This window comes from Rhodococcus sp. TAF43 (assembly GCF_052113525.1).
In the GTDB taxonomy this organism is placed as follows: domain Bacteria; phylum Actinomycetota; class Actinomycetes; order Mycobacteriales; family Mycobacteriaceae; genus Prescottella.
This window is the reverse complement of sequence record NZ_JBFRDL010000003.1, coordinates 171,830-198,148: the sequence shown is the minus strand read 5'-3', so window position 1 is coordinate 198,148 and position 26,319 is coordinate 171,830. Positions and strand designations below refer to the sequence as shown.

At 68.2% G+C, this 26,319-nt stretch carries 30 protein-coding genes and 4 tRNA genes; 8 read left to right on the top strand and 26 right to left on the bottom strand.

Translation table 11 applies throughout. The features are described from left to right. Positions 1-48 precede the first annotated feature (48 nt). From rplA to AB4Z09_RS03505, 12 genes are all read right to left on the bottom strand, one after another. Positions 49-762, bottom strand: a complete 714-nt coding sequence (gene rplA, locus AB4Z09_RS03560) for a 50S ribosomal protein L1 (protein WP_114718758.1) — start codon at positions 760-762, stop codon at positions 49-51. A 129-nt stretch (positions 763-891) separates the two neighbouring features. Further along, positions 892-1,326 carry a 50S ribosomal protein L11 gene (gene rplK / locus AB4Z09_RS03555; protein WP_031937663.1) on the bottom strand — a complete coding sequence of 145 codons (435 nt, stop codon included), beginning with the start codon at positions 1,324-1,326 and terminating at the stop codon, positions 892-894. A gap of 98 nt (positions 1,327-1,424) precedes the next feature. Next, entirely contained in the window at positions 1,425-2,228 is an 804-nt protein-coding gene (gene nusG / locus AB4Z09_RS03550; protein ID WP_114718757.1) for a transcription termination/antitermination protein NusG, read from the bottom strand. Between the two features lie 59 nt (positions 2,229-2,287). Continuing rightward, complete coding sequence (gene secE / locus AB4Z09_RS03545) at positions 2,288-2,809, bottom strand: preprotein translocase subunit SecE (protein ID WP_174912530.1); 522 nt, start codon at positions 2,807-2,809, stop codon at positions 2,288-2,290. A gap of 34 nt (positions 2,810-2,843) precedes the next feature. After that, positions 2,844-2,916: transfer RNA gene (locus AB4Z09_RS03540), tRNA-Trp, on the bottom strand. 186 nt (positions 2,917-3,102) lie between these two features. Then, positions 3,103-3,528: a (3R)-hydroxyacyl-ACP dehydratase subunit HadB gene (hadB, locus tag AB4Z09_RS03535; RefSeq protein WP_114718755.1), complete on the bottom strand. Its 426-nt coding sequence runs from the start codon at positions 3,526-3,528 to the stop codon at positions 3,103-3,105. Next, entirely contained in the window at positions 3,515-4,000 is a 486-nt protein-coding gene (hadA, locus tag AB4Z09_RS03530; protein WP_254623030.1) for a (3R)-hydroxyacyl-ACP dehydratase subunit HadA, read from the bottom strand. Before hadA ends, hadB begins: the two co-directional genes overlap by 14 nt. A gap of 153 nt (positions 4,001-4,153) precedes the next feature. Beyond that, on the bottom strand, positions 4,154-4,321 hold the full coding sequence (rpmG, locus tag AB4Z09_RS03525; protein WP_031937658.1) for a 50S ribosomal protein L33: 168 nt from the start codon (positions 4,319-4,321) through the stop codon (positions 4,154-4,156). A 63-nt stretch (positions 4,322-4,384) separates the two neighbouring features. Then, positions 4,385-4,457, bottom strand: a tRNA-Met gene (locus AB4Z09_RS03520). Between the two features lie 45 nt (positions 4,458-4,502). Beyond that, positions 4,503-4,575 (bottom strand) — tRNA-Thr (locus AB4Z09_RS03515). 240 nt (positions 4,576-4,815) lie between these two features. Next, the gene (locus tag AB4Z09_RS03510) at positions 4,816-6,321 is read right to left on the bottom strand and encodes an aldehyde dehydrogenase (RefSeq protein ID WP_174912533.1); all 1,506 of its coding nucleotides are present in this window, start codon (positions 6,319-6,321) and stop codon (positions 4,816-4,818) included. Positions 6,322-6,538: 217 nt separating this feature from the next. Continuing rightward, positions 6,539-6,621 (bottom strand) — tRNA-Tyr (locus tag AB4Z09_RS03505). 167 nt (positions 6,622-6,788) lie between these two features. Between AB4Z09_RS03505 and AB4Z09_RS03500 the strand changes: the two genes are divergently transcribed. Beyond that, on the top strand, positions 6,789-7,280 hold the full coding sequence (locus AB4Z09_RS03500; RefSeq protein ID WP_114718753.1) for a YajQ family cyclic di-GMP-binding protein: 492 nt from the start codon (positions 6,789-6,791) through the stop codon (positions 7,278-7,280). Between the two features lie 130 nt (positions 7,281-7,410). On the opposite strand, the gene htpX is transcribed toward AB4Z09_RS03500, so the two are convergent. Further along, positions 7,411-8,316 carry a zinc metalloprotease HtpX gene (gene htpX, locus AB4Z09_RS03495; protein ID WP_442239170.1) on the bottom strand — a complete coding sequence of 302 codons (906 nt, stop codon included), beginning with the start codon at positions 8,314-8,316 and terminating at the stop codon, positions 7,411-7,413. 116 nt (positions 8,317-8,432) lie between these two features. After that, positions 8,433-9,479: a polyprenyl synthetase family protein gene (locus AB4Z09_RS03490; RefSeq protein WP_174912536.1), complete on the bottom strand. Its 1,047-nt coding sequence runs from the start codon at positions 9,477-9,479 to the stop codon at positions 8,433-8,435. Between the two features lie 161 nt (positions 9,480-9,640). Between AB4Z09_RS03490 and AB4Z09_RS03485 the strand changes: the two genes are divergently transcribed. Then, positions 9,641-10,891: a geranylgeranyl reductase family protein gene (locus AB4Z09_RS03485; RefSeq protein WP_254623031.1), complete on the top strand. Its 1,251-nt coding sequence runs from the start codon at positions 9,641-9,643 to the stop codon at positions 10,889-10,891. A gap of 54 nt (positions 10,892-10,945) precedes the next feature. Here AB4Z09_RS03485 and AB4Z09_RS03480 read toward each other — a convergent pair whose 3' ends face one another. Genes AB4Z09_RS03480 through menD form a run of 4 tightly spaced genes read right to left on the bottom strand, consistent with a single transcriptional unit; the run spans position 10,946 to position 14,445 of the window. After that, on the bottom strand, positions 10,946-11,644 hold the full coding sequence (locus AB4Z09_RS03480; protein WP_114718750.1) for a demethylmenaquinone methyltransferase: 699 nt from the start codon (positions 11,642-11,644) through the stop codon (positions 10,946-10,948). 23 nt (positions 11,645-11,667) lie between these two features. Beyond that, positions 11,668-12,363 (bottom strand): phosphatase PAP2 family protein, encoded by a 696-nt coding sequence (locus AB4Z09_RS03475; protein WP_254622622.1) that lies wholly within the window; start codon positions 12,361-12,363, stop codon positions 11,668-11,670. Positions 12,364-12,398: 35 nt separating this feature from the next. Further along, positions 12,399-12,821, bottom strand: coding sequence for a DUF3592 domain-containing protein (locus AB4Z09_RS03470; RefSeq protein ID WP_114718748.1), 423 nt, complete (start codon positions 12,819-12,821; stop codon positions 12,399-12,401). Positions 12,822-12,828: 7 nt separating this feature from the next. Then, entirely contained in the window at positions 12,829-14,445 is a 1,617-nt protein-coding gene (gene menD, locus AB4Z09_RS03465) for a 2-succinyl-5-enolpyruvyl-6-hydroxy-3-cyclohexene-1-carboxylic-acid synthase (protein ID WP_114718747.1), read from the bottom strand. Positions 14,446-14,522: 77 nt separating this feature from the next. On the opposite strand from menD, the gene AB4Z09_RS03460 reads away from it, so the two are divergent. Both AB4Z09_RS03460 and AB4Z09_RS03455 read left to right on the top strand, forming a co-directional pair. Beyond that, entirely contained in the window at positions 14,523-15,119 is a 597-nt protein-coding gene (locus AB4Z09_RS03460) for a flavin reductase family protein (RefSeq protein ID WP_429516169.1), read from the top strand. A 64-nt stretch (positions 15,120-15,183) separates the two neighbouring features. Beyond that, positions 15,184-16,026, top strand: a complete 843-nt coding sequence (locus tag AB4Z09_RS03455) for a siderophore-interacting protein (protein WP_174912541.1) — start codon at positions 15,184-15,186, stop codon at positions 16,024-16,026. Between the two features lie 60 nt (positions 16,027-16,086). On the opposite strand, the gene AB4Z09_RS03450 is transcribed toward AB4Z09_RS03455, so the two are convergent. From AB4Z09_RS03450 to AB4Z09_RS03440, 3 genes are read right to left on the bottom strand one after another with little or no spacing between them, the layout of a single operon-like run. Further along, positions 16,087-16,533, bottom strand: a complete 447-nt coding sequence (locus AB4Z09_RS03450; protein ID WP_114718745.1) for a DUF6918 family protein — start codon at positions 16,531-16,533, stop codon at positions 16,087-16,089. Between the two features lie 46 nt (positions 16,534-16,579). After that, positions 16,580-17,581: an o-succinylbenzoate synthase gene (locus tag AB4Z09_RS03445; RefSeq protein ID WP_442239169.1), complete on the bottom strand. Its 1,002-nt coding sequence runs from the start codon at positions 17,579-17,581 to the stop codon at positions 16,580-16,582. Further along, on the bottom strand, positions 17,578-18,225 hold the full coding sequence (locus tag AB4Z09_RS03440; protein WP_442239168.1) for a PaaI family thioesterase: 648 nt from the start codon (positions 18,223-18,225) through the stop codon (positions 17,578-17,580). The genes AB4Z09_RS03445 and AB4Z09_RS03440 overlap by 4 nt, the downstream gene beginning before the upstream one ends. Positions 18,226-18,309: 84 nt before the next feature. Here AB4Z09_RS03440 and AB4Z09_RS03435 point away from each other — a divergent pair, with 84 nt between their 5' ends. Genes AB4Z09_RS03435 through AB4Z09_RS03420 form a run of 4 tightly spaced genes read left to right on the top strand, consistent with a single transcriptional unit; the run spans position 18,310 to position 20,780 of the window. Then, positions 18,310-19,245 carry a 1,4-dihydroxy-2-naphthoyl-CoA synthase gene (locus tag AB4Z09_RS03435; RefSeq protein WP_442239167.1) on the top strand — a complete coding sequence of 312 codons (936 nt, stop codon included), beginning with the start codon at positions 18,310-18,312 and terminating at the stop codon, positions 19,243-19,245. Beyond that, positions 19,242-19,865: a dienelactone hydrolase family protein gene (locus AB4Z09_RS03430; protein WP_174912550.1), complete on the top strand. Its 624-nt coding sequence runs from the start codon at positions 19,242-19,244 to the stop codon at positions 19,863-19,865. Before AB4Z09_RS03435 ends, AB4Z09_RS03430 begins: the two co-directional genes overlap by 4 nt. Positions 19,866-19,906: 41 nt before the next feature. Next, on the top strand, positions 19,907-20,356 hold the full coding sequence (locus AB4Z09_RS03425) for a hypothetical protein (RefSeq protein WP_174912553.1): 450 nt from the start codon (positions 19,907-19,909) through the stop codon (positions 20,354-20,356). Positions 20,357-20,399: 43 nt separating this feature from the next. Beyond that, complete coding sequence (locus AB4Z09_RS03420) at positions 20,400-20,780, top strand: VOC family protein (RefSeq protein WP_114718975.1); 381 nt, start codon at positions 20,400-20,402, stop codon at positions 20,778-20,780. A gap of 46 nt (positions 20,781-20,826) precedes the next feature. Here the strand turns inward: AB4Z09_RS03420 and AB4Z09_RS03415 are convergent, their stop codons facing one another. Genes AB4Z09_RS03415 through AB4Z09_RS03395 form a run of 5 tightly spaced genes read right to left on the bottom strand, consistent with a single transcriptional unit; the run spans position 20,827 to position 26,281 of the window. After that, entirely contained in the window at positions 20,827-21,180 is a 354-nt protein-coding gene (locus tag AB4Z09_RS03415) for a hypothetical protein (RefSeq protein WP_442239166.1), read from the bottom strand. A 2-nt stretch (positions 21,181-21,182) separates the two neighbouring features. Beyond that, positions 21,183-21,935, bottom strand: a complete 753-nt coding sequence (locus tag AB4Z09_RS03410; protein ID WP_174914927.1) for an ABC transporter ATP-binding protein — start codon at positions 21,933-21,935, stop codon at positions 21,183-21,185. Between the two features lie 8 nt (positions 21,936-21,943). Then, a complete protein-coding gene (locus AB4Z09_RS03405) occupies positions 21,944-22,687 on the bottom strand; it encodes an ABC transporter ATP-binding protein (RefSeq protein ID WP_174912555.1) in 744 nt (247 codons plus the stop codon). Further along, on the bottom strand, positions 22,680-24,872 hold the full coding sequence (locus tag AB4Z09_RS03400) for an ABC transporter permease (protein ID WP_442239165.1): 2,193 nt from the start codon (positions 24,870-24,872) through the stop codon (positions 22,680-22,682). Before AB4Z09_RS03400 ends, AB4Z09_RS03405 begins: the two co-directional genes overlap by 8 nt. Next, a complete protein-coding gene (locus AB4Z09_RS03395; protein ID WP_114718739.1) occupies positions 24,869-26,281 on the bottom strand; it encodes an ABC transporter substrate-binding protein in 1,413 nt (470 codons plus the stop codon). The genes AB4Z09_RS03400 and AB4Z09_RS03395 overlap by 4 nt, the downstream gene beginning before the upstream one ends. Between the last annotated feature and the right edge of the window lie 38 nt (positions 26,282-26,319).

The following is a 26,319-nucleotide window of genomic DNA, read 5'->3' as shown; positions in this document are numbered from 1 at the left end:
TTCTCTGTGCCGGCCTTCGGTGTCGATCAGATCGCGGAAAGTCGCGACTTACTCGCCATCCTCGAGGAGGTTGCGGGTACGGTTCGGATCCACCGGGATGCCCGGTCCGGTGGTGGTCGAAACCGTGACCTTCTTGACGTAGCGGCCCTTCGCCGACGACGGCTTCGCACGCAGGATCTCGTCCAGCGCCGCACCGTAGTTCTCGACCAGCTTGGTGTCGTCGAACGACGCCTTGCCGATCACGAAGTGCAGGTTGGCCTGCTTGTCGACGCGGAAGTTGATCTTGCCGCCCTTGATGTCCGCGACAGCCTTCGCGACATCGGGGGTGACCGTGCCGGTCTTCGGGTTCGGCATCAGGCCACGCGGTCCGAGGACACGAGCGATGCGGCCGACCTTGGCCATCTGGTCAGGGGTGGCGATCGCGGCGTCGAAGTCGGTCCAACCGCCCTGGATACGCTCGATCAGGTCCTCGGAGCCCACTGCGTCCGCACCAGCGGCCTCGGCCTCGGCGGCCTTCTCGCCAACGGCGAACACGACGACGCGGGCGGTCTTACCGGTGCCGTGCGGCAGGTTGACCGTGCCACGAACCATCTGGTCCGCCTTGCGGGGGTCGACGCCCAGACGGACGGCAACCTCGACGGTCGCGTCCATCTTGCTCGACGAGGTCTCCTTGGCCAGCTTCGCAGCCTGCAGGGGGCTGTAGAGCGTGTCCGCGTCGATCTTCTCAGCGGCGGCGAGGTACGCCTTGCTGCGCTTTGCCATTTCTTCTGTCCTTACTTCTCACCCTGGGCTCTCGACCCGGGTGAATGGTTCAGTTGTGGTTGCGGGCCTGGCCGGCCCTCCCACAGTGGAGGATCAACCCTGCAGTGTCAGTGCAGGGCATCGCTGTGCTCAGCCCTCGACGGTGATACCCATCGAACGCGCGGTGCCGGCGATGATCTTCGCGGCTGCGTCGATGTCGTTCGCGTTGAGGTCTTCCTGCTTGGTCTTCGCGATCTCGCGCACCTGATCCATGGTCACGGTGGCAACCTTGGTCTTGTGCGGCTCGCCGGAGCCCTTCTGGACACCAGCAGCCTTGAGCAGCAGCTTGGCGGCCGGCGGGGTCTTCAGCTTGAAGTCGAAGGTCCGGTCTTCGTAGACGGAGATCTCGACAGGGATCACGTTGCCGCGCTGGGACTCAGTCGCCGCGTTGTAAGCCTTGCAGAACTCCATGATGTTCACGCCGTGCTGACCGAGCGCAGGACCCACGGGCGGTGCAGGGTTAGCCTGACCAGCCTGGATCTGAAGCTTGATGAGCCCGGCGAGCTTCTTCTTCTTGGGGGGCATCTTCGTTCCTTGTTTCCTACTGGGTGTGTTTCTTGCGTACTGCGTGCAAGTGTGTGGGTCCTACAGTGCCAGGCGCGAGCCTGGCACTCGGGACCGAGCTAGATCTTCGAGACCTGGTTGAAGGACAACTCCACCGGGGTCTCGCGACCGAAGATCGAGACGAGGACCTTGAGCTTCTGCTGCTCGGCGTTGACCTCGCTGATGCTGGCGGGCAGCGTCGCGAACGGGCCGTCCATGACGGTGACCGACTCGCCGACCTCGAAGTCGACCTCGATGGTCGGCTTGGCGGCGGTTTCGGCGGCCGACTCACCGGCAGCGGCAGCAGCCGCGGCAGGCTTCTTCTGGCCCTGCTGGGGCATCAGGAACTTGACGACCTCGTTGAGGGTCAGCGGCGACGGACGCGACGTGGCTCCGACGAAACCGGTCACACCGGGGGTGTTGCGGACCGCGCCCCACGACTCGTCGTTCAACTCCATGCGAACGAGGATGTAGCCGGGCAGGATCTTCCGGTTGACCTGCTTGCGCTGGCCGTTCTTGATCTCGGTGACCTCTTCGGTGGGAACTTCCACCTGGAAGATGTAGTCACCGACGTCGAGGTTCTGGACGCGGGTCTCGAGGTTGGCCTTCACCTTGTTCTCGTACCCGGCGTAGGAGTGGATGACGTACCAGTCACCGGGTGCCCGGCGGAGCGCGGCCTTCAGCTCGGCGACAGGATCGGCAGCTTCCTCAGCGACCTCCGGAGCCTGCTCCGCGATGGCACCGTCCTCGGCCTCGTCGCCGGCAACGTCGGCGTCGTCTTCGACCTCGAGCTCGGCAGACACGCCGTCTTCGTCGGATACCGCCTCGGCCGAAACACGCTCCTCGGCCATGGCCTCGTCAGAGTCGTTCTCGGGGGTGCTCACTGGAGGCACTCTTCCTCTCGTCAATCACATCGTTCGGAAACGCCGACGGGCGTTCCCGGCTAGCCGAACAACCAGGTAATACCCTTGGCGAAACCAAGGTCGAGGACGAAGATGAACGCCACCATGAAGGCGACGAACACAAGCACCACACTGGTGTAGGTGATCATCTGCTTGCGATTGGGCCAGATGACCTTACGGAGCTCGGCAATCACTTCGCGCAGGAAGCGTCGAATCCGCTTGAAGATGTTCTCCGTCTGCGGCTTGTCGGCCTTGCGGGACTTCGCTTCCGGAGACTTCACGGAAGTAGCAGACGACACAGCCTTGGCTGTCTTGGCCATCTGGACCGTCTTGGCCGGCTCGGTCGATTCCGAGGTTCCCGCACGGCGCGCGGAACGCTTACCGGTGGGCTTTCCTGCTGGGGCCGCACTCGTGGGGCTCTCATCAGCAGAGACCTCGCCCTCACGGGCGTGATCGGAAGGGGCCTCAGCGCGAGAGCTCGCGTCGGCTGCAGAATCGTCGACATGGCCGGAGTCCGTAGACCCGGTAGTGCCGTCGTCGCGCTTATCGCGCTCGTCGCTCACCGTCGTTCCTCTCAGTCGCTGGCCAGTCCGGGTGCAGGGGCGACAGGACTTGAACCTGCAACCTGCGGTTTTGGAGACCGCTGCTCTGCCAGTTGAGCTACGCCCCTTTGGTCGACCGATCGAACTGATCGACCTATCTGGATTCACATGACATGCGCGCCACCCCATGCGGACTAGTTACAGCCTGTAGCAACAGCCTGCAACTTCCCCGTAGGGCAGCGCGCAGCGCCTGAGTAACCCCAGAAACTCTAGTGTACTTCAATGCACCGGAACAAACCCAATCCGCCCGGCACTCAGGCCAAACGGACCGTTGCGGTGGCCCGACCGAAGATCTTACGACCCTCCGAGCGAGCCACGATCGCGACTACTGCGGTCTTGCTTTCGGCGTCCACCGACTTGATCTTGCCGGTGAACTCCACTTCGGCAGCCTTGTCGGCTGCCACATACACCGGACTCGTGAACCGAACGTTGTATTCGGTCACGGCACCAGGGTCGCCGAGCCATGACGAGACGAACCCGCCGCCCAGACCCATCGTGAGCATGCCGTGCGCCACGACGTCCGGCAAGCCGGCCAGTCGGGCCACATGGTCACTCCAGTGGATCGGGTTGGGATCGCCCGACACGCCGGCGTAGTTGACGAGATTGCCACGGGTCAACGTGACGACGCGCTCGGGCAGTTCGTCACCGACAGTGACGTCCTCGAACCTACGGAGCGACATGCATCATCACATCCTTGACCGCGTGCGCGATATTCTCGTCGACCTCACCACCGGACCGAGCGACGAGCGTGGTCCAGGTGGTCTGGACCAGTTCACCGTTCACGTCCGAGATGATGTTCTTGGTGACGATGATGTCACTGCCCGCAGCCTGGCGGAACGATTCCAGGTAGACGTCGCAGATCAATCGGTCGCCGGCCTCGAGCGGCCTGTGGAACACGAGCCGCTGGTCGGTCTGCATGATCTGGCTGAGGTCGTAACCGGTCACGACCTCGTCGAACAGCTTGCGCTGCGCGATCATGCCCACGATCGACACGAACGTGAGGGGAGCAAGAAGGCCGTCGTATCCGAGGCCCCGTGCCGCATCCTCATCGTGATGGGCGGGGTGGTCGTCGAGCACCGCACGTGCGTACTCGCGAACCTTTTCCCGGCCGATCTCGTAGAAGTCGCTCACGCGGTAGTGATGTCCGACCATCGCTGCCGCATGCGCGGCGGGGTCGAAGGTCACTTCGGCCTCTCTCACGACTGTCTCTGTCACAGCGAATCACCCATCTGCCCTGTGGACGCAATATCGTTAGGGCAGTCTGACAGTGAACCTAACGCGCGAGCGTCGACTCCGAGAAGAAACTTACTTGGACTCGCGATGCGCCTGGTGAGTTCCGCAGTTCGGGCAGAACTTCTTCAGCTCGAGGCGATCAGGATCGTTGCGGCGATTCTTCTTGGTGATGTAGTTACGGTGCTTGCACACCTCACAGGCCAAGGTGATCTTGGGCCGAACGTCAGTCGAGGAGGCCACGGGGATGCCTTCTTTCGCGTGAATCTGATCATAGATAGATCAGGGTGGATCATTCGTCTTGTGTAGCGATGGCCGGACTTGAACCGGCGACACAACGATTATGAGTCGTTTGCTCTACCAACTGAGCTACACCGCCTCGGTGTCGAGTGTCGCGCGAAGCCGGCGACACCACAATCCAGCGAGCCCCCTGACGGAATCGAACCGTCGACCTTTTCCTTACCATGGAAACGCTCTGCCRACTGAGCTAAGGGGGCGTGGCTGTCCTGCGCATCTCTGCGCGCTGAAGCCTCCAGAAGATTACACAGACCTTCGCGCCAGTGCCAAATTTGCAGGTCAGAGCGGGTAAATCGGGGGCAAGGCGCGGCATTCACGCGCTCCGGACACGAACGGACTCCCCCGCGCCGCACGAGGGAGTCCGGGACGAGCCGTTCGGCGTGGTCGACGACCTCGTCAAACAGGTCCGCGAACCTGCACCCGAGGGTAGTCGGCCCTGCTCACCGCCTGTCGGCCACGCTCGCGGGCAGCGCGTCGAGCAGGACGGTCTTGGCCTCCAAGTACGGCTGCAGGCCGTCGAGCCCGCCCTCACGGCCGATGCCGGACTGCTTGAACCCGCCGAACGCGATCCCGAAGTCGGTCTTGAAGCCGTTGTGCCCGACGGTGCCGGATCGCAGCTGCCGGGACACCGCCCACGCCCGTTGGACGTCGTCGGTGAACACCGACGCGTTCAGGCCGTAGATGGTGTCGTTCGCGATCTCGACCGCGTGGTTCTCGTCATCGGCGGCGATGACGCTCACCACCGGGCCGAAGATCTCCTCCCGGGCGATGGTCGAGGCGTTGTCGACGTTGCCGAACACCGTCGGTTCGATGAAGAAGCCGCGGTCGAGGTGGCCGGGACGACCACCGCCGGTGACCAGGCGGGCACCCTCCTCACAGCCCTTCGCGATCAGACCCTCCACCTTGTCGCGCTGACGCGACATCGCGAGTGGCCCCATCTCGGTCGCGGGATCGAACGGGTCACCGACGCGGATCGCCGACATCGCGATACCCAGGGCCTCGGCGAACTCGTCGTGCCGGTGCCGGCTGACGACGATGCGGGTCAGCGACGCGCACACCTGGCCGGTCATGAGGCGTGCGGACTGTGCGATGGACGCCGCCGCGGTCGCGAGGTCGTAGTCGTCGAGGATCACACCGGCGGACTTGCCGCCGAGCTCGAGCGTGCAGCGGGCGATCCGCTCCCCGCACAGCGACGCGATGCGCCGTCCGGCCGCGGTGGAGCCGGTGAAGGTGACCTTGTCGATGCCGGGGTTGCGCACCAGCAGCTCCGACACCTCCCGTTCGGCGGTGACGACGTTGACGACACCGGCCGGAAGTCCGGCCGCCTCCACGATCTCCGCGAACAGGTACGCCGCACCCGGCGCCTCCGGCGAGGCCTTGACGACGACGGTGCAGCCCGCGATGAGCGCCGGTGCGACCTTGTTGGCGATCAGGCCGAGGGGGCTGTTCCACGGGATGATCGCGGCGACGACGCCGACGGGTTCGCGGACCAGCAGGCCCACGCCGACCCCCGAGCCGGGCTGGTGCTGCTCGACGAACTCGTAGCTGTCGGCGAGGCTCGCGTAGTAGTCGAAGACGTCACCGGACTGCGCCGACGCATAGCTCGACACCGCGGCGAGGATGCCCATCTCGCTGGTCCAGATCCGCCCGAGTTCGCCGCTGCGCTCGCGGATGCCGGCACCGATCGCTTGGAGGTAGGGCGCGCGCTCGGCGTGGGTCATACGCGACCACGGTCCGCGGTCGAATGCCTCCCGGGCGGCATCGACGGCTCGCGCCATGTCCTGCGCGTCGGCCTCGGCGACGGTGAGGAACACGTCCTCGGTGGCCGGGTTGACGACGTCGAACCGTGCGCCCGTCGACGGCTCGACCCAGTTGCCACCGATGAACAGCTTCCCGGGGTGCTGCACTGCCACGGACGTCTCGTTCGCGTTGATCAGACCTGTCATCGAGGATCGGGCTCCTTCGCGCATCTCGGGCACCCGCCCTGTGACGAGCGCCACTCTTGCTCCCGGACGCTAGAGCGCGCCCGATGCGATGAGACCGCGCGGTCCCGTTGAGTGGGATGGATCACAGGCATACGCCCCGGGCGCCGGGCCGGACGGCACGAGAGGACCCCGAAAGCAGTTCAGCCCCGACCCTTTTCGGGTCGGGGCTGAACTTGTGTGGCAGGTGTAGGATTCGAACCTACGTAGGCATAAGCCGACGGATTTACAGTCCGCTCCCATTGGCCGCTCGGGCAACCTGCCTGGTTTCGCGACCGGAGTGCACAGGCTCTCTGGCGCGTATCGAAGAATACAACGAAGCCCCCCCATATATGCAAACCGGGTGGATAGGGGTGGTCTCGACCCGATAGCGTCAGGGCAACCCCCCACTGTCCGGGTGGGGTCGACCGCTATGGATTTGGGAGTGTGCAGTGGCTGATTCGTCCTTCGATGTGGTGAGCAAGGTTGATCGTCAAGAGGTGGACAACGCTCTGCATCAGGCTGCGAAGGAGCTGGGCACCCGGTTCGATTTCCGCAACACCGGGGCGAGCATCGAGTGGTCCGGCGAGGAGACCATCACGCTGACGGCCGAGACGGAGGAGCGCCTCAATGCGGCGCTCGACGTCTTCAAGGAGAAGCTGATCCGCCGTGACATCTCACTCAAGGCGTTCGACGCCGGCGAGCCCGCGCAGTCCGGCAAGATCTACAAGCTCAGCGGATCCCTGGTGCAGGGCATCAGCAGCGAGAACGCCAAGAAGATCTCGAAGAAGATCCGCGACGAGGGCCCCAAGGGCGTCAAGGCGCAGATCCAGGGCGAAGAACTCCGGGTGAGCAGCAAGAAGCGTGACGACCTGCAGGCCGTCATCTCGCTGCTCAAGGGTGAGGACTTCGGAATCGCCCTGCAGTTCGTGAACTACCGCTGACGCCGCCCGGCCCCGCGCCGGTACCGGACCGTCGAACGGGCCGCACACCTTCCGCACACGCGGAGGCGTGCGGCCCGTTTCCGTCGGATCCGAGCCGTCCCCCCGCATGCACGGCGGACCGGCCGAGGACTCAGTACTCGCGATGGGTGGGGGGCAGCCCGCCGTCGGGCGAGCCGCCACCGGCCATCTTCTCCAGACGGGCGATCCGGTCGGCCATGGGCGGGTGCGTGGAGAACATCTTGCTGACCCGGTCGCCGGCGCGGAACGGGTTGGCGATCATCATGTGCGACTGCGCGGCGATCTTCGGCTCCGGCGGCAGCGGCGCGGCCTGCGTGCCGCGCTCGAGCTTCCGCAGCGCCGACGCCAGCGCCAGCGGATCGCCGGTCAGTTCGGCACCGGACTGGTCGGCCTGGTACTCCCGCGACCGCGACACGGCCAGCTTGACGACGGTGGCCGCGATCGGCCCCAGCAGCGAGACCAGCAGCAGCGCAATCGGATTGGCCCCCTGCCCGTTGCCGCGGCCCCCGAACATGTTCGCGAAGATCGCCATGTTCGCCAGACCCGAGATGACCGCGGCCATCGCGCCGGCGACCGACGAGATCAGGATGTCGCGGTTGTAGACGTGCGACAGTTCGTGCCCGAGCACCGCGCGCAGTTCGCGCTCGTCGAGGATGTCGAGGATCCCGCTGGTGCAGCACACCGCCGCGTGGCGCGGGTTGCGTCCCGTCGCGAACGCGTTGGGCGCCGCGGTGGGGCTGATGTAGAGGCGCGGCATCGGCTGGTGCGCGGCCGTCGCCAGCTCACGGACGATCTTGTAGATGACCGGGGCCTGGACCTCGGTGATGGGTTGGGCGTGCATCGCCCGCAGCGCCAGCTTGTCGCTGTTGAAGTAGGCCCACGCGTTGGTCGCGACGGCCAGGAAGATCGAGAAGATCAGAATCGTCTGATTCTGGAACAACGAGCCGATGAAGATGATCAGTGCCGACATTCCGACCAGCAGGCCGAACGTCTTGGCACCGTTTGCGTAACCGTGCACGACTCGCCTCTTCCCTGTTCCACCGCCGCGACGTCCGCGTGGCTTCCTGACCTGAACAACGAACCAGCCCGGGGAGACGGTTCCCGGGCTGGGTCGAAGACTACGTCAGCGAAGCGTCATCCGACGCGTTCGATGGTGTACTCGACGAGTCGCAGAAGGGCTTCGTTCGCCGGTCCCTGCGGCAGCTGAGCCAACTCGGCGCGGGCCCGGTCGGCGTACTCGCCGAGCTTGGCCTTGGCCGCGGCCATGCCCGGGGAACGCTCGAGCAGCGCGAGCGACTCCGCGATCTCGGCGTCGTCGGTGACGGGTCCGTCGAGCAACTCGCGCAGCCGGTCTGCGTCGGCGCCCTCCTCACGCAATGCATACAGCACGGGCAGCGTGTGGACGCCCTCGCGGAGATCGGTACCCGGCGTCTTGCCGGACTGGTCCGACACCGAGGAGATGTCGATGATGTCGTCGGAGATCTGGAACGCGATCCCGACGGCGTCGCCGAGGCGCTCGAGCCGCTCGATCTGGTCGGCGTCGGCGCCCGAGAACGTGCCGCCGAAACGTCCGCTCGCGGCGATCAGCGAGCCGGTCTTCTCCCACACGACCTTGAGGTAGTGGTCGACCGGGTCCTGCTGTTCCTTGACGCCGATGGTCTCGCGCATCTGGCCGGTGACGAGCTCGGCAAACGTCTCGGCGATGATCCGCACGGCATCCGGGCCGAGCGTGGACACCAGGCGCGACGCGTGCGCGAAGAGGTAGTCGCCGGCGAGGATCGCGATGCTGTTGCCCCAGCGGGCGTTGGCACTGGGCGCTCCGCGGCGCATGGTCGCCTCGTCCATGACGTCGTCGTGATACAGCGTCGCGAGGTGGACGAGCTCGACGACGGTGGCCGCCGTGACCACGGCAGGATCGGAYGCCTTGGGTCCGAGCTGCGCGGTCAGCACGGTGAACAGCGGACGGAACCGCTTGCCGCCGGCCTTCGCGAGGTGCAGCGCCGCCTCGGTGAGGAAGTCCTCGCCGTCGGACAGTTCGCTGACCAGGAGCTCTTCGACACGGTGGAGACCGTCGCGCACCACGTCGGCCAGCTGCTGGTCGCCGAGGTCAACCCCGGCCACGACGGTGCCCGAACCTGCCGCCCGCTCCGACCCCTCAGTGCTCACGATGTCAGTACTCATTCCTGTAGTCGGTGACGCCTCGGTAACCACGGTAGTGAACCTAGCGGTATCACCGGCTGTCACCACACCTGCCCTCACCGCGTTGCGCTACCTCGGCCTGAGAAGATACTGGGGTGGTGGCCGAACATTTCCCGACCGCTGGGTCCAGCGATGCCCCGAACCTGCCCGAGCACTCCTCACGGCATCTCCCCTCGAGCACCGAAGTCCTGGTCGTCGGCGCCGGTCCGGCGGGCTCGGCGGCGGCCACGTGGGCCGCGCGCGACGGGCGCGACGTGCTTCTCGTCGATGCGGCGACCTTCCCCCGCGACAAGACCTGCGGTGACGGACTGACCCCGCGCGCGGTCGCCGAACTCGATCACCTGGGTCTGGGCGACTGGGTCCGCGGGCACACCACCAATCGGGGCCTGCGCCTGACGGGGTGGGGCCGCGAACTGCAGCTGCCGTGGCCCGGCGGCACCCTGCCCGCGGTCGGCAGCGCGGTACGGCGCACCGAGCTCGACGACCGGCTGCGACTCACGGCCGTCGAGGCAGGCGCTCGAATGGTCCAGGGCGCCAAGGCGGTCGGGGTCGAGCGCCGCGGCGACCGGGTGAGCGCGGTGACGGTGAAGACAGCGGACGGCACACACACCGTCACGTGCGAGAAGCTGATCGTCGCCGACGGTGTCCGGTCGACGCTGGGCAAACAGCTGGGCCGGCAGTGGCACCGCGACACCGCGTACGGGGTGGCGGCACGCGCGTACGTGACGTCCTCGCGCAGCGACGACCGGTGGATCACGTCACATCTCGAACTGCGCGACGACACCGGCACGCTGCAGCCCGGCTACGGCTGGGTGTTCCCGCTCGGGACCGGCGAGGTCAACATCGGTGTCGGCACCCTCGCGACGGCCAAGCGCCCCGCTCCGGGCGCGCTGCGGCCCCTGCTCGAGCTGTACGCCGGCCAGCGCCGCGCCGAGTGGCAACTCGACGGCCAGGTGCGTTCCGTCGCGTCGGCGCTGCTGCCGATGGGTGGCGCGGTGTCCGGGGTGGCCGGGCGCAACTGGGCGCTGATCGGCGACGCCGCGGCGTGCGTGAACCCGCTCAACGGCGAGGGCATCGACTACGGGCTCGAGGGCGGGCGCCTGGTGGCGCAGGTGCTCGACCACGACGACCTGACCGACGCGTGGCCGACGATCCTGCGGGACCGGTACGGCCGCGCGTTCTCGATCGCGCGGCGGCTCGCCGGACTGCTGACGCAGGCCCGCTTTCTGCCGGCGTCGGGCCCGGTCGCGATGCGCTCGCGCGCGATGATGACCGTCGCGGTGCGGGTGATGGGCAACCTCGTCACCGACGAGGACGCCGATTTCACGGCCCGTGCGTGGCGGACGTCGGGTGCCGCGTCGCTGCGGCTGGACCCGCGCCCGCCGTTCAGCTGAGCTGTACCAGCGGGTGGCGCGTGAGCGGGCTCACCGAATGGCGCGTGCGCGGGCTCACCGAATGGCGCGGTGCAGCGCCACGACGCCACCGGTGAGGTTGCGCCACTGCACGTTCCGCCAGCCGGCGTCCTCGATGCGCTTCGCGAGCTGTTCCTGGGTCGGCCACGCCCGGATCGACTCGGCGAGGTAGACGTAGGCGTCGGGGTTGCTGCTGACGGCGCGGGCGACCTGCGGCAGCGCCTTCATCAGGTATTCCATGTAGACGGTGCGGAACGGCCCGAACACCGGTGTCGAGAACTCGCTGACGACGAGGCGTCCGCCGGGCTTGGTGACGCGGGCGATCTCGCGCAGGCCGGCGTCGAAGTCGGACACGTTGCGCAGCCCGAACGAGATGGTGGCGGCGTCGAACACCGCGTCGGCGTACGGCAGGTGCATCGCGTCGCCCGCGACCATCGGGACCCGGCGCCCGCGTCCGGCGTGCAGCATGCCCTTCGAGAAGTCGGTGGCCACCACCCACGCGCCGGAGCGCCCGAGTTCGACGGTCGAGACTCCGGTGCCGGCGGCGAGGTCGAGGACCCGCTCCCCCGGCTTCAGGTCGAGCGCCGCGCGCGTCGCCTTCCGCCAGCTGCGGTCCTGCCCGAACGACAGGATCGTGTTCGTCAGGTCGTAGCGCTTCGCGACACCGTCGAACATGGATGCGACCTCGTGCGGATCCTTCTCGAGCGAGGCCCGCGATCCGTGTGTTTCTGCCACGACGGAAGACGCTACCAACCCGCTCATGCCCCGATGTCCGCCGCCGGGCTCTCCCCCGTCGGGCTCTCCTGCGCTTGGTCCTCCGCAGCGGGTACCCGTCGAGTGAGCATGCGCGCCTTGTTCCGCGCCCACGGCACCAGCATCACGACGACCGCGATGGTGACGGAGGAACCGACGATCGCGCCGGCGAGGACGTCGTGCGGGTAGTGCACGCCCTGCAGGACGCGGGCCAGGCCGATGAGGGCAGCCAGGGCGATCACGAGACCCCGCTGCAGCGACGACAACGCGCGCTCGGAGGCGAGGACGATCGCCGTCGCGAGGCCGACCGCGATGACGGTGTGGTTGCTCGGGAAGGACCAGTCGCCGGCGGCCGGGCAGTCGGTCAGCGCGAGTTCGACCCGGCAGGGACGTTCCTCGCTGACGAACACCTTGATCACTTCGCTGAGTGCGTAGGCGACCACGACGCCGAAGCCGCCCATCAGCAGGTCCCCGAGGTACACGGACCGGGTGCGCCACATCTGCACCGCGAGGACCGCGAACAGCGCGACGAGCGCGAGCAGCCCGACGTCGGCGATCAGCCCGACGCCCGGTATCTCGGACGTGTGCGGGACGATCGCACGGTAGATCGCCGCACTGACGTCGCGCAGTAGGTAGAGCGCCACCACCAGCACCGCGGCGGCGATCAGCATCATCCCGGCCCGTTCCGAACTTCTCCGCATCGGTCGAGCTTAGAAACCCTTCCTGAGTGAACTTCTCAGGAACCCTCGGTGTCGACCTTCCGGCGCACCACGAGCAGGACGGGAAGCGCCACGATCCAGGTCACGACGATCACCGAACCGGCGGGCACGATCGCGACGCTGGCGTCGCGACCTGCGACCCGCACCAGGTCGGGATCGCTGCGCGCGTATTCGACGTCGATGCGCTGTCCCGCGGTGAGCTTGGTCGGGTAGAGCACGCCCAGCTTGGGGTTGTGGGTGACGCCGTCGGGGGTGACGAAGCTGACCGCGGAGCGCAGCGATCCGGCCGACAGCACCTCGGCTGTGGCGGTGCCCATGTCGGACTCGATGGTCCGGTCGTTGCGCCACGCCGCGAGCACGAGCAGGACCGCGAGCACCGAGATCCCGGCGGCCACGGCGACGATGCCGACCTGCACGCGGTGTGCGATGCGGGGACTCACGCCCGCCTCACAGTTGTGCCCGGACGGCGGCGTGCAGCTCGCGGAGACCGGATCGTTCGGTGGTCACCTCGAGCACCCGGACGCCCTCCCCCGGGGTCGTCAGCGTGGCCGTCAGGTCCGGCAGTTCCACCCGGCGGTGCGGGACGCGGTAGGCGGCGCACAGCGCGGCCAGGTCCATGCCGTGCGGGGTGCCGAAGACCCGCTCGAACACGCCCGCGTACTGCGGGTCGCCCTGCTCGAGCAGCTCGAAGATGCCGCCGCCGTCGTCGTTGGCGACCACGATGGTCAGGTCGGCGGGCCGCGGCTCGCCGGTGCCGATCAGCAGGCCCGACGCGTCGTGCAGGAACGTCAGGTCGCCGAGCAGCGCGACCGTCCGGCCCTCGCTCTCGTACGCGAGTGCCGCGCCGACGGCCGTCGAGACGGTGCCGTCGATGCCGGCGACACCGCGGTTGGACAGCACCTTCACGCCCGGTCGCGGGTAGCTGACGAGCGCGGCGTCGCGCACGGGGTTCGACGCCCCGAGCAGCAACTGGTCGCCGTCGGACAGCGCATCCATCACCGCGGCCGCGACGTGCAGGCCGGTGGCCTTCGGGTGCGCCGCAAGCTGCGAGCGCACCGCCTTGTCGGCGTGCTCCGACAGCGTCCGGCAACGCGCGATCCACGCCGGGTCGGGCTCACCGGACACGACGGCCCGGGTGCCGGTGGCAAGGACGTTGCCGGAGACGTCGGGCCAGCGCGGGCCGGTCGTGAGTGCGTACACCGCGACGGACGGGTCGGCGAGCAGCTTCGACACCGGACGGTGCAGCGTGGGCCGGCCCGTGATGATCGCCTGGCGCGGCTTGAGCTGCGGCAGCGCGAGCGGGTGCAGCGGGATGCCGTGCAGCGGCGCGGTGGGCTCGGCAACGGTCGGCAGGTGCGCGAGTTCGGGCCGATACGCGGAGCCGTGCCCGGAGATCACGACCGTGTCCGGGGTGATGTCGAGGTCCATCGGGACGTCGAGAGTGGCGTGCATCGTGGTGGTCCACGCGGCGCCGTCCGGGCGTCCCTCGGGGACCGGGCCCTGCGTGTGGACGTCGGGTACGAGGGGCTCGCGCAGCGGGATGTCGAAGTGCACGGGGCCGGCGTTGCCGGAGCGGGTGCCGCGGGCGGCGGCGAGGACGCGGCAGACCGCGCTGCGCCACTGGCTGTTCTGGTCCTCACCCTCCTCGGCGAGGCCGAGGCTGATGGTCGCGCGGACCTGGCTGCCGAACAACCCCAGCTGCTCGACGGTCTGGTTGGCGCCGGTGCCGAGCATCTCGTAGGGCCTGTTGGCGCTGAGCACGACCAACGGGACACGCGCGTAGTTGGCCTCGAGCACGGCGGGCGCGAGGTTCGCGACCGCGGTGCCGGACGTCATGACGATCGGCACGGGCCGCCCGCCCGCGACCGCGAGACCCACCGCGAGGAACCCGGCGGTGCGCTCGTCGATCCGCATGTGCAGCCGGAGTCGCCCGGCGGCGTCGGCGGCCTGCAGTGCGAAGGCGAGCGGGGCGTTACGCGAACCCGGGCAGAGCACGACCTCACGTACCCCGCCGCGAACCAGTTCGTCGACGACGGCGGTGGCTTGTGCAGTGGACGGATTCACGCCTTCAAGATTGGCAGATGCGACGGCCGTCGTCCCGCGCGGCACCCCGACGCTCGTCCTGCCAGGATGGATTGATGGTGCGTACAGTCTTCGATCCCGCTCGAGTCGATCCGGGCCGCTTCTACAGCGTCCTCACCGCGTCGGTGGTCCCTCGACCCATCGCCTGGGTCTCGACGTTGTCGGCCGACGGGGTTCCGAATCTGGCGCCGTACAGCTTCTTCACGGTGTCGAGTTCGAATCCGCCGGTTGTCCAGTTCACGTCGGTCACCCGCAAGGACAGCCTCCGCAACGTCGAGGAGACCGGCGAGTTCGTGATCAATCTGGCCACGGAGTCGCTCGTCGACGAGGTGAACGCCAGCTCGGCGCCCTACCGGCCGGGCACCGACGAGTTCGCGACCCTCGGCATCGCGAGCGAGCCGAGCGAGCGGGTGCGCCCGCGCCGTGTGGCCGCCGCGCCCGTCGCGATCGAGTGCACGCTGCGCCGGGTGATCGAGGTGGGCAACTCGTTCGTCGTGATGGGCGACGTCCTCGCGGTCGCGGTGCGCCCGGAGATGCTGGCCGACGACGGCCTGCCGGAGTTCGCGAAGATCGCCCCGCTGAGCCGGCTCGGCCGCGACGAGTGGGGCATGACGCCGCCGGTGCGGCGGATCGAGCGGCCCGGTCGGCCTGACTGACACAAGAGGACGAGTCTCACATTAGGGTTGGCTAAACTATTGTCGATCCGCGGGACGGGATGTCATGGCCACACGCTCCAAGTACGTCAAACCCGAACAGCGCGCCGTCATCTCGGCGCACGTGCTGGGCACGAAGCAGATCAGCCCGTCGTTCGTCCGCGTGACGATCGGCGGCGACGACCTCCGCGGCTTCGTCCCGATGGGCTTCGACCAGTGGTTCCGCATGTTCATCCCGGAAGCCGGGCAGACGAGCATCCGGCTGCCGGGTTCCAGTGGCAGCCTGTGGTTCGCGCAGTTCAAGCTGATCCCCAAGGACGTACGTCCGGTGCTGCGCAATTACACGGTCCGCGAGTTCCGTGCCACCGGCGGGGTTTTCGGGGGCGGCCCCGAACTCGACATCGACTTCGCCTCGCACGGCGACCTCGGTCCCGCGTCGGCCTGGGCCAACTCGTGCGCGCCCGGCGATCGGATCGGCCTGCTCGACGAGGGCCTGATCTACAACCCCACTCCGGATGCCCGCTGGCAGCTGCTGGTAGGCGACGAGTCCGCGCTGCCGGCGATCGTCGGGATCCTGCGTTCGGTGGACCCGGGCGTGCGGGTTCGCGCGTACGTCGAGATCCCGCACGCCGGTGACATTCCGGACAAGCAGGACGTTCCCGTGCGCGACGGCCTGGACGTGCACTGGCTGGTGCGCGAGGACGCCTCGGCGCGGCCGGGTGAGCTGGCGCTCGCGACACTGCGCTCGGCCGACCTGTCGGACCTGCCCGAGGGGCCGTTCTACGCGTTCGTCGCCGGCGAGAGCGAACTCGCGACCGGCGTGCGCCGACACCTCGTCAACGACCGGCACGTGCCCAAGAGCGACATCGCCTTCACCGGGTACTGGCGCCACGGCCACGCCGCGTACTGACACCGCCGAAGCGACAGTGGGCCCGCCCGGTATGCCGGACGGGCCCACTGTCTCGGCCGACTAGGCCGCGTGCTTCTGCACCAGATCACCCAGGCGCGGCAGCGCCTCGATCACGTGCTTCTTCGCCGACGGACGCAGGGTCGAGTAGACCTTCTTGATCGCGCCCTTGTCGGTGCCTTCGATGCGCTCGTCGGTGACGCCCAGCAGGGCGTCGGCGGCGGCATCGCTGCGCGCGGTCAGGAACGCCGAGAAGCTGCCCTCACCACTCGCGACGAACTCCTGCCAGAACGGCTCGAGCCGCGCGACGAACGCCGGGAGCAAACCCTCGATGGCGTCGGGCACGATCGACGGACCGACCTTCTTGACCGCCGAGTATCCGCCCTTGAGCGCCAGGCCGGACGCACCCTTCTTGTCCGAAACCTCTGCGTCGACGAGCGCCTGGACGTCCGCGAGTACCGCGGGCAACCGGGCATCGTCCAGCAGGGTTTCGTTCAGAGCTGCAACCACTTTCAAAGCCTCCGTATCGACTGGTCCATTTCTGGCGGGCACGACACTATACGAGGCGGGTATCTGCACCGGTGAGGAGCAGTTCGTGGCACCGCCGCAGCCGGTCGCGCCACCAGTCGGCGCGCGGGTCCGGCGCGGCCAATTCGGCGAGCCGGTCGGGGTCCGGGAACACCGGGCTCGCGTCGAGTGTGCCGTCCGACATCTCGCGCGGTTCGGCCGTGACGTCGGCGTCGAACAGTCCCCCGGTCCCGAGGCCGCACGCGTGCTGTAGCCCGGGCAGCGCGGCCGCCGCGGCCAGGCCGGCGTTCATTCCGACGGCGGTGTCCAGCGCACTCGAGACCACCACCGGCACACCGTGACCTGCGAGTTCGTCGGCCAGTGCGAGCAGTCGCCGCATCCCGCCGAGCGGCGGCACCTTGACCACCGCGACGTCGGCGCCGCCGGCCCGCACCACCTTGAGCGGGTCCTCGGCGCGGCGGATGCTCTCGTCGGCGGCGATCGGGACACCCGGCAGGCGACGGCGCACCTCCACCAGTTCCGGCACGGTGGCGCACGGCTGTTCGGCGTACTCGAGGGGGCCGTCGGCGGTCAGCGCGGTCAGCGCGGCGACGGCGTCGTCGACGTTCCAGCCGCCGTTTGCGTCGACGCGCACATTCGGGATCAGCTCGCGCACCGCGTCGACCCGCGCGACGTCCTGCGCGAGGGTCTGCCCCTTCTCCGCGACCTTGACCTTCGCGGTCCGCGCGCCGGGGAAGCGGGCGAGGATCTCGGGGACCCGCGCCGGATCGATCGCCGGGACGGTCGCGTTGATCGGTACCCGCCGGCGCACCGGCGTCGGCGGCCCCGCCCACGCGGCCTCGATACCGGCGCGCAGCCAGTGCGCTGCCTCCGCGTCGTCGTACTCGGGGAACGGCGCGAACTCGCCCCACCCGGCGGGCCCCTCGAGCAGCAGCGCCTCACGAGTGGTGATGCCGCGGAAGCGAACCCGCATCGGCAGGCTCACCACGCGGGCCCCGGCCAGGACGTCGTCGAGGGACGGGAAGGTCACGGCTGGCCCGGCAGCAGCTGAATCATCAGGGCCTCGCAGTCGGCCAGGACATTGCCGTCCAGGTCGCGCAGATCGACGGTGCAGAACAGCTTGCGGCCCTCGACCCGGTCGACGCGGCCCTCGACCACCAGCTCGGTCTCGATGGGGGTGACCTTGCGGTAGTTGACGTGCAGATAGCCGGTGCGCGCGATCGGGTGTCCGGACGCGTGCACGATCATGCCGAGCATGTCGTCGAACAGCAGCGCGATCGTGCCGCCGTGCGCGGCGTTGTTGCCGCCACGGTGGTACATCCGGAAGACGCCGCGGGCGCGGACCCCGTCGGTGTCGACCTTGTCGAACAGCCACGGCAGGAGCAGCAGGCTGCCACGGCCGGGCAGCTGCGAGTTGAAGCCCGCCGGCGACTTGCCCTCGGGAACCCGGTACTGCTCGAGCATGTCGCTCAGGGCGTCGGCGCGGGCGATGGCCTCCTCGACCACGTCGTCGGGGATGTGTGTCGACACCGCGAGGTCCTGCAGCCGCCGCAGCGATTCGACGAACCTCCCGAAGTTCGGCCCCGCCGGGACGGGCGTGAACACCGGGAACCCGCCGTGGTGCTCGTGGACGTCGGCGTCGGACCGGTCGTCGGACCGCAGTTGCTCGCTCATCCCTRCACGGTATCGCCGGGGTGGAGTCGTTCCGGTGCGAGGTGTGCCCCGACACACCGGAGCCCGGGGCCTATCCTCGCTTCCGTGACCTTCAATCCGCAGCTCTGGCGTCCCGTCCCCGGTTTCGAGGATCTCACCGACATCACGTACCACCGTCATGTCAGCGAGGGCATCGTCCGCATCGCGTTCGATCGCCCCGAGGTCCGAAATGCCTTCCGCCCGCACACCGTCGACGAGCTGTACCGCACGCTCGACCACGCGCGCATGACCTCCGACGTCGGCTGCGTGCTGCTCACCGGCAACGGCCCCAGCGAGAAGGACGGCGGCTGGGCGTTCTGCTCGGGCGGCGACCAGCGCATCCGCGGCCGCAGCGGCTACCAGTACGCCTCCGGTGAGACTGCCGAGACCGTCGACAAGGCGCGCGCCGGACGCCTGCACATCCTCGAGGTGCAGCGCCTGATCCGATTCATGCCGAAGGTCGTGATCGCGCTCGTCAACGGCTGGGCCGCCGGCGGCGGGCACAGCCTGCATGTCACGTGCGACCTGACGCTGGCGTCGCGTGAGCACGCCCGCTTCAAGCAGACCGACGCCGACGTGGGCAGCTTCGACGGCGGCTACGGCAGCGCCTACCTCGCGAAGATGGTGGGCCAGAAGTTCGCCCGCGAGATCTTCTTCCTCGGCGACACCTACACGGCCGAGGAGATGCACCGGATGGGCGCGGTCAACCGGGTCGTCGATCACGACGAGCTCGAGAACGTCGCGATCGAGTGGGGCACCAAGATCAACGGCAAGTCGCCGCAGGCCCAGCGCATGCTCAAGTACGCGTTCAACCTGCAGGACGACGGCCTGGTCGGCCAGCAGCTGTTCGCCGGCGAGGCCACCCGGATGGCGTACATGACCGACGAGGCCGTCGAGGGCCGCGACTCGTTCCTCGAGAAGCGCGACCCGGCCCCCACGCCCGTTTCCGGAGCGGCGCGGGGGTTGGGCCGGGCCGTGATCGGGTGTGCAATGGACAGGTGAGCACCGAGGTCTCGTTCACGGTTGACGGTGTGCGCCTGTCGGGTGCGCTGACCGATCCTGCCGGCGACCTGCCGGTGGTCGTGTTCGCGCACGGCAGCGGCAGCGGACGGTTCAGCCCACGCAATCGGTTCGTCGCCGAGCTGCTGCAGGACGTGGGCCTGGGCACGCTGCTGTTCGACCTGCTCGCCCCGCACGAGGAGGGCGACCGTCGGCTCGTGTTCGACATCCCCCTGCTGTCGTGCCGGCTCATCGAGGTGACCGCGCGGGTGCAGGAGCGGGCGGCGGCGGTCGCGTACTTCGGCGCGAGCACCGGCGCCGCCGCGGCCCTGCACGCCGCCGCCGAACCACACGCCGACATCTCCGCGATCGTCTCTCGCGGCGGCCGCCCCGACCTGGCCGGATCACGCCTGTCGATGGTCCGGGCGCCGACATTGCTGCTCGTCGGCTCGCTCGACACCGCGGTGATCGAGCTGAACCGGAAGGCCGCCGCCCTGCTCGAGTGCGAACACGAGCTGGAGATCGTGCCCGGCGCGACGCACCTGTTCGAGGAGCCCGGCACGCTGGACGTGGTCGCCGAGCGGGCCCGCGAGTGGTTCGTCGCGCACGGGCCCCGATCGTGAAGGATCACGGGAAGTGGCGTGGCAGCAGGCAGACTGGACCCATGGCCGTCGACCGCGAGCAACCCGCGCCTGAACATCGCCGCCCGGACGGCGTCACGGACGCCACCGTCGAGGCGGTCGGCAAGCTGTCCGAGGCGCTCGAGACCGTCGAGCAGGCCCGCGGCCACCTGTATGCGTTCCACCAGTTGCTGGGCCGGGCGGATCGGCAGCTCGGGGACGCGGTGGAGCAGCTGATCACGTCGGGCCACCCCGCGTGCGCCGAACGCCTGCAGACGTCGATGCTGGGACGCAACGTCCTCGAGGGGCGGTGGACGTTCCAGATCGTCGAGGAGTTCGACGACGGCTACTGGTCCGAGTTCCGCGATCACGAGAAGGCGGTGCGCGACGTGCTGCTCGGTGGTCGCCGGCACCTGTACGAGGCCGAGATGAAGGAAGCGCGGCGTACGCACGGCCGCCCGGGGCACGAGGCCCGTCCGGCGCCGGACGAGTGACTCGGGAAGAATTGCCCGGCAACAGCATCAGGAGGACATGAGCGTGGAAATTCTCAGCAGCCGGATCATTCTGCGACCCCACGACTACGAGGTGACGCTGGCGTTCTACCGCGACACGCTGGGCCTGGCGATCGCGCGCGAATACCCCGGCGGCACAGTGTTCTTCGTCGGACAGGGGCTGGTCGAGGTGACCTCGCACGGCGGCACCGAGCTGGACACGCGGTTCTCGGGCGCGCTGTGGATGCAGGTGCGCGACCTGGCCGTCGCCCAGGACGACCTGGTCCGGGCGGAGGTGCCGATCGTGCGGGAGGCCCGACAGGAGCCGTGGGGCCTGCACGAGATGTGGATCGCCGACCCCGACGGTGTGCCCATCGTGCTGGTGCAGATCCCTGCAGACCATCCGATCCGCCGCGACCTACGCTGAACACGCCCGTGCGCCTACTTCGGAACGGCGCACGGGCGCGGAGCGCCTACTTCGACAGTGCAGCGGCGATCTGGTCGGCCTGAGCCTGACCCTCGTGCAGCTGACGCAGCAGCCACAGGCGCAGCACCTTGGCGATCGCACCGGCCAGGTACAGGGCGGCACCGATCACCGTCACCGCAAGGAACGCGGTCGCGAGGATCTGGTACGACGCGATGTCGCGCAGGTCGTTCTGGGTCAGCGACGAGACGTACACGACGAAGGCCGCCACGGCACCGACGACCATGAGCACCAGACCGGACACGCGCGCCACGCTGTCGCCGCGCGACTGGCCGGTCTTGAGCTTGAGGTCGGCGACGTCGGTCTTGAACTGGGCACGACGCTCATCTGCGAGAGTGGTCATCGTCATCCTCCTAGGTAACTGTTGGAAAGGTCGTTCTCGATTTCGTCGGGCGCCCCGACTCGGACCACTCGTCCGTGGAGCATGAGCGCCGCGCGATCGGCGATCGGCAGCACGGCGCGGGCGAACTGTTCGGCAACCAGGATCGTCAGACCCTCCTCGACCAACTGGCCGACGATGTCGTACATCTGCGAGACGATCCGCGGCGCCAGACCCATCGACAGCTCGTCGAGCAGCAGCAGGGTCGGGTCGGTACCCAGGGCCCGGGACAGCGCCAGCATCTGCTGTTCACCGCCGGACATGGAGCCGGCCAACTGGTTCTTGCGTTTCCCGAGGATCGGGAACCGGGTGTAGGCGATCTCCTCGAGCTTGGCGAGGTCGGTGCCCGTGCCGGTCGCGATCCACAGGTTTTCGCGGACGGTGAGGTTGGCGAAGATGCCGCGCCCCTCGGGGATCGAGCAGACACCGAGCTTCGCCAGGTCCGACGCCTCGGCGCCGTTGACGACCCGGCCCGCCATCCGCAGCTCGCCGTGCGTGATCGGCAGGATGCCCGAGCAGATCTTCAGGGTGCTGGTCTTGCCGCCGCCGTTCGGCCCGAGGAGGGCCATGACGGTGCCCGGCGCGAGCGTCAGGTCCACCCCGTGCAGCACCTCGATGGGGCCGTAACTCGCACGGACACCGGCCAATTCGAGCAGCGGGGTGGGTCCGTCCTGCGGCCCGTCCAGCGTCTCCGTCACGTTCGTGGCCCCAGTCGACATCACAGCCATCACACTGCCTCCTCTGCCGTGCCGATGTAGGCGGCGATCACCGCCGGGTCGTCGCGCACCTGCGCCGCGCTGCCCGACGCCAGGACGGCGCCGTAGTCGAGCACGTGAATCTGCTTGCACAGCTTCATCACCAGTGGGATGTCGTGCTCGACGAGGCAGATCGCCAGACCGTCCGCCGCCAGGGACCGCAGCAGGTCCGCGAAGTCCTCGGTCTCCTGCTCGGTCTGGCCCGACGCGGGCTCGTCGAGCAGCAGCAGCCGCGGCGATGTCATCAGTGCCCGGGCGGCCTCGACGACGCGAGCCCGTCCGGTCGGGATGTCCGAGACGTCCTTGTCGGCGACATCGGTGAGCTTGGTCAGCTCGAGGATCCGGTCCGTCTCGGCGTCCACGTCGATCTTGCTGCGCGTGTTGGCCCTGTGGATGTCGCCGGCGACCCGGATGTTGTCCCGCACCGACAGCGACAGGAACAGCTCCAGCCGCTGGAAGGTGCGGGCCAGGCCCTTGTTCGCCCGCTTGGCGGGCGAGAGCCGGGTGACGTCCTGGCCGTCGAGCAGGATCTTGCCCGATGCCGGCTTCTGCAGGCCGGTGATCGTGTTGAACAGCGTCGTCTTACCGGCGCCGTTCGGTCCGATCAGTCCGGTGATGGATCCGCGTTCGACCGTGATGCTGACGTCGTTGACCGCGACGTGGCCACCGAATCGGACAGTGATGCCCCGGGTTTCGAGGATCGGGGTGTCAGGCATGGACGCTCAACTCCTTCGGCTTCGAGGCGAAGTGCTCCGTGGCCGCAGCGGTGTGGGCCGTGACCGTGGCGGGCAGTCCGAGCTCGCGGTCGAGCTGCGTCAGGCCCTCTTCCGTGTAGGGCGCGTCGATGCCGATCTCCTCGGGCGCGATGCCCTTGGCGGCGTCGGCGGCCTCCTTGCCGAGGACCGCTTCCGGCATGACCATCTTTCCGATGACCGGGAGCATGAACACCGTGACGATCGTGATCGTCGCGAACCACCAGTTGCCCAGCACGCCGGTGAGCGCGAGGACGTACGACAGTGCGACGACGGCCGCGCCGCCGATCAGCACCGGCTTGGCGTTGCGCAGGTGGCGGTAGCCCTCGATCACGTCGTGCACCGTGCCCGACGGGTTCTTGCCGACGCCCATACCGATCAGCGCGGGGCTGACGGCCGCGAGGTGACCCAGGAAGGTCCACAGTCCCTCGATCTCGGGCTGGCTGGAGGCCAGGTTGCCGAACGAGACCATGATGACCGCGAATCCGATGCCGGCCATGATGCCGCCGAAGAACGCGCCGGTGACGTAGCCGATGCCGGCGACGACCGTGAGCATCAGGATCGTGAGGCTGATCATGATCGAGAAGTTCTCGTTCGAGACCGCACCGATCGCAGTCGACATCAGGATGCCGCCGAGTCCGGCGATGCCGGCAGAGAGCATGAACACGCTGAGCTTGAGCTTGACGAGGTTCTGTCCGAGCATCGCCGAGGCGGCCGGGCTGTCCTTCATCGCGGCGAGCCGGCGGCCGTAGCCGCTGTTGCGCAGTGCGATGACGCCGACAGCGAGGATCACGAACAGGGCGGTGGCGGTCATGAGGAACGCCGTCTGGTTGCTCAGGTCCAGCGGGCCGATCTTGATCGGAGGCATCACGAGGGAGCCGCCGGGGAAGATCGAGAACTTGACGCCTAACAGTTCGTGCTCGGTGGTGTCGCGCAGCACCATGTTGCTGAGGAACACGCCGAATGCCATCGTCGCCAGCGCCAGGTACAGGCCGCGCAGGCGCAGCGCCGGCAGTGCGACGAGGCCGCCGATGACCGCGGCCGCGAGGGTCCCGAAGATCAGCCCCCAGATGGTCATGCGGGCCGCGAGGCCGGTTCCGGAGACACCGAAGTGGAACGCGACGATGGTCGCGATCGCACCGAAGGACACCGACGCCAGGTTCATCTCGCCGGCGTATCCGGTGAGCAGGGTCAACGAGAGCGCGATGATCGCGAACGAGACACCCAGGGTCAGGGTGGTGATCGCGGACTCGACCATGAGCAGACGGATCAGGTAGATGATCACGATCAGGGCGACGCCCCACGCGACGGCCTTGCGCACGCTCGGGACCGAGTACCGCTCACGGGTACGGACCGCGGTGCCGCGCAGCCGATCCTGCGGCAGCACGATCAGGACGACGAACAGCGCGATCATCGGCAGCGACACGCGCAGGTTCGAGGTCCACGTCCACTCGGACGGGAAGTAGCCGAGCACGTAGGTGCCGGCCAGACCCAGCACGATGGCGCCGACGAACGTGCGCGGGATGCTGCGCAGGCGGCCGAACATCGCGGCGGCGAACGCGTCGATCACGAGCAGCGTCAACAGGTTGGCCTCGAGCGTGCCACCACTGATCGGGGTGACCAGGATGCCGGCGAGGACGGCCAGCGTGGAACCGAGTGCCCACGAGAACGCGGCGATGCGCTCGGGGTTGTGCCCGTTGAGGCGGAGCAGATCAGGGTCGTCCACGACGCCGCGCATCGAGACGCCGATGCGGGTGCGGGTGAACAGGAAGCGCAGGCCGACGGCGATGAGGACCGCGGCGACCAGGCAGATGATCTCGTGGGTGTGGATCGTCGCGCCGAAGAACGAGAACCGGCTGTCGTCACCGAAGAACATCTTCATGGTGCGGGCTTCTTCGGGGTGCCAGAACCAGGTCGACAGCGACAGCATGCCGAGCATGATCGACACCGTGACGACGATCTTGGTGACCTCGGAGGTGTCCCGTAGGCCGCGCATGATCAGCGCGTACAGCAGCAGCCCCATGAGCGGTCCGGCGATGCCGAGCGTGATGATCAACGCCACGGGTGTCGGCAGACCCCAACCGTAGCGGAGCTGCCAGTAGAGAAAGGCGCCGAGCATCGCCTGCGCGCCGTGCGCGAAGTTGATCATGCCTTGGGCGTGATCACGTTCGGGTTCAGGTACTTGGTCGAGATGCGATCGGCACCCAGCTCGGTGCCCCACGTCGACTTGTCGGTCTTGACCAGGTAGTTCGGGTCGCACTTGAACTCGCCGGCATCGGCGGGGAACGCCTGCGAGTAGTCCGCGCCCTTCAGCGAGACCATCAGGCCGCACTGCGCCGGGATGTTCGCACCCGGGTCGCTGACGGCGTGCAGTCCGCCACCGTCCCACTCGTGGATCTGCGAGAGCTCGTCGATCATGCACTGTCGCGTCAGGTCCGAACCGCATTCGTCGGCGGCGGTGGCCCACAGCAGGAACGAGGACGTGGCCTGCATGCCCAGGAGCGCGGTCTTGCCACCCTTGGCCGTGACGAGGTCCTTGTACTGCTTGACGGCGGCGTTGTCGTCGTTCTCCAGCATCTGGAAGGTCATGCCGGCATTGAGGTTGTCGAGCAGACCGCTGTCCTTGTTGAAGCCCTGGACGGCGTTGGCGTACCACGTGGCCTCACCGAGCAGGATCGGGTCGAGGCCGACCTGATCGATCGCCTTGATGAGGTTGAACTCGGCCGGAACCGGCGAACGCGAGGTCCACAGGCCCTTGGCACCGCACTGCTTGAACTTCTCGGCGAACGGCACGTAGCTGGCTTCACCGTCGTAGTTGATGGTGACGCCACAGTCCTTGAGCTTGAAGCCGGCGGCCTCGGCCATGGACTTGGTCTTGGTGAGCGACGTGATGATGGTCGGCATCGTGGAGCCGATCAGCGCGAAGTCGTTCTTGAGGTCGGGGTGCATCTCCCCCATCTGGAACCACGCCGACGCGTTCGCGATGTCGACGGGGAACGGCACGCCCTGGTAGGTCATGGGGCCGTTGGCCGCGTCCGGGGAGACCGTGAAGCCGGGGACAGCCGCCAGATTGCAGGCCACGCGGGTCTGCTCGGAGGTCTGGTCCATCGCGAAGCCGTGGCCGACCATCATGAACTCGGAGCGGCACGCGTCCTGCATGACGGCGTTGGCCTGCGTCATCGCGGCGTCGTAGTCGGTGCCGACGATCTTGCGGCCGTTGATGCCGCCCTGATCGTTGCACCACTCGATCATCGCGGAGACGGCGTCGGACATCTCCTTGTTGAGGCCCGGGGCCTTGGCGTAGCCGCGGTCGTCACCGAAGCCGATCTTGATCTCGGTGTCGCTGACGCCCTGATCGGTAGCGCCCTTGGCGTCGCCCTCACCGCACGGGGAGGCGAGCGTGCCGAACTTGTCGACCGACGCGGATGCCGACTTGGTGTCGCCCGAGCCGCTGCTCGGGACGCCCGAGTCGCCGGAGCGCTCGCCGGCACAGGCCGAGACCAGTGCCGCGGTTGCGGCGAGTGCCACAACCAGCTTGGCTGTCTTGTTTCGCTTCACGATCTGTGAATCTCCTTCTCGAGTGCCCGGAACCGGGC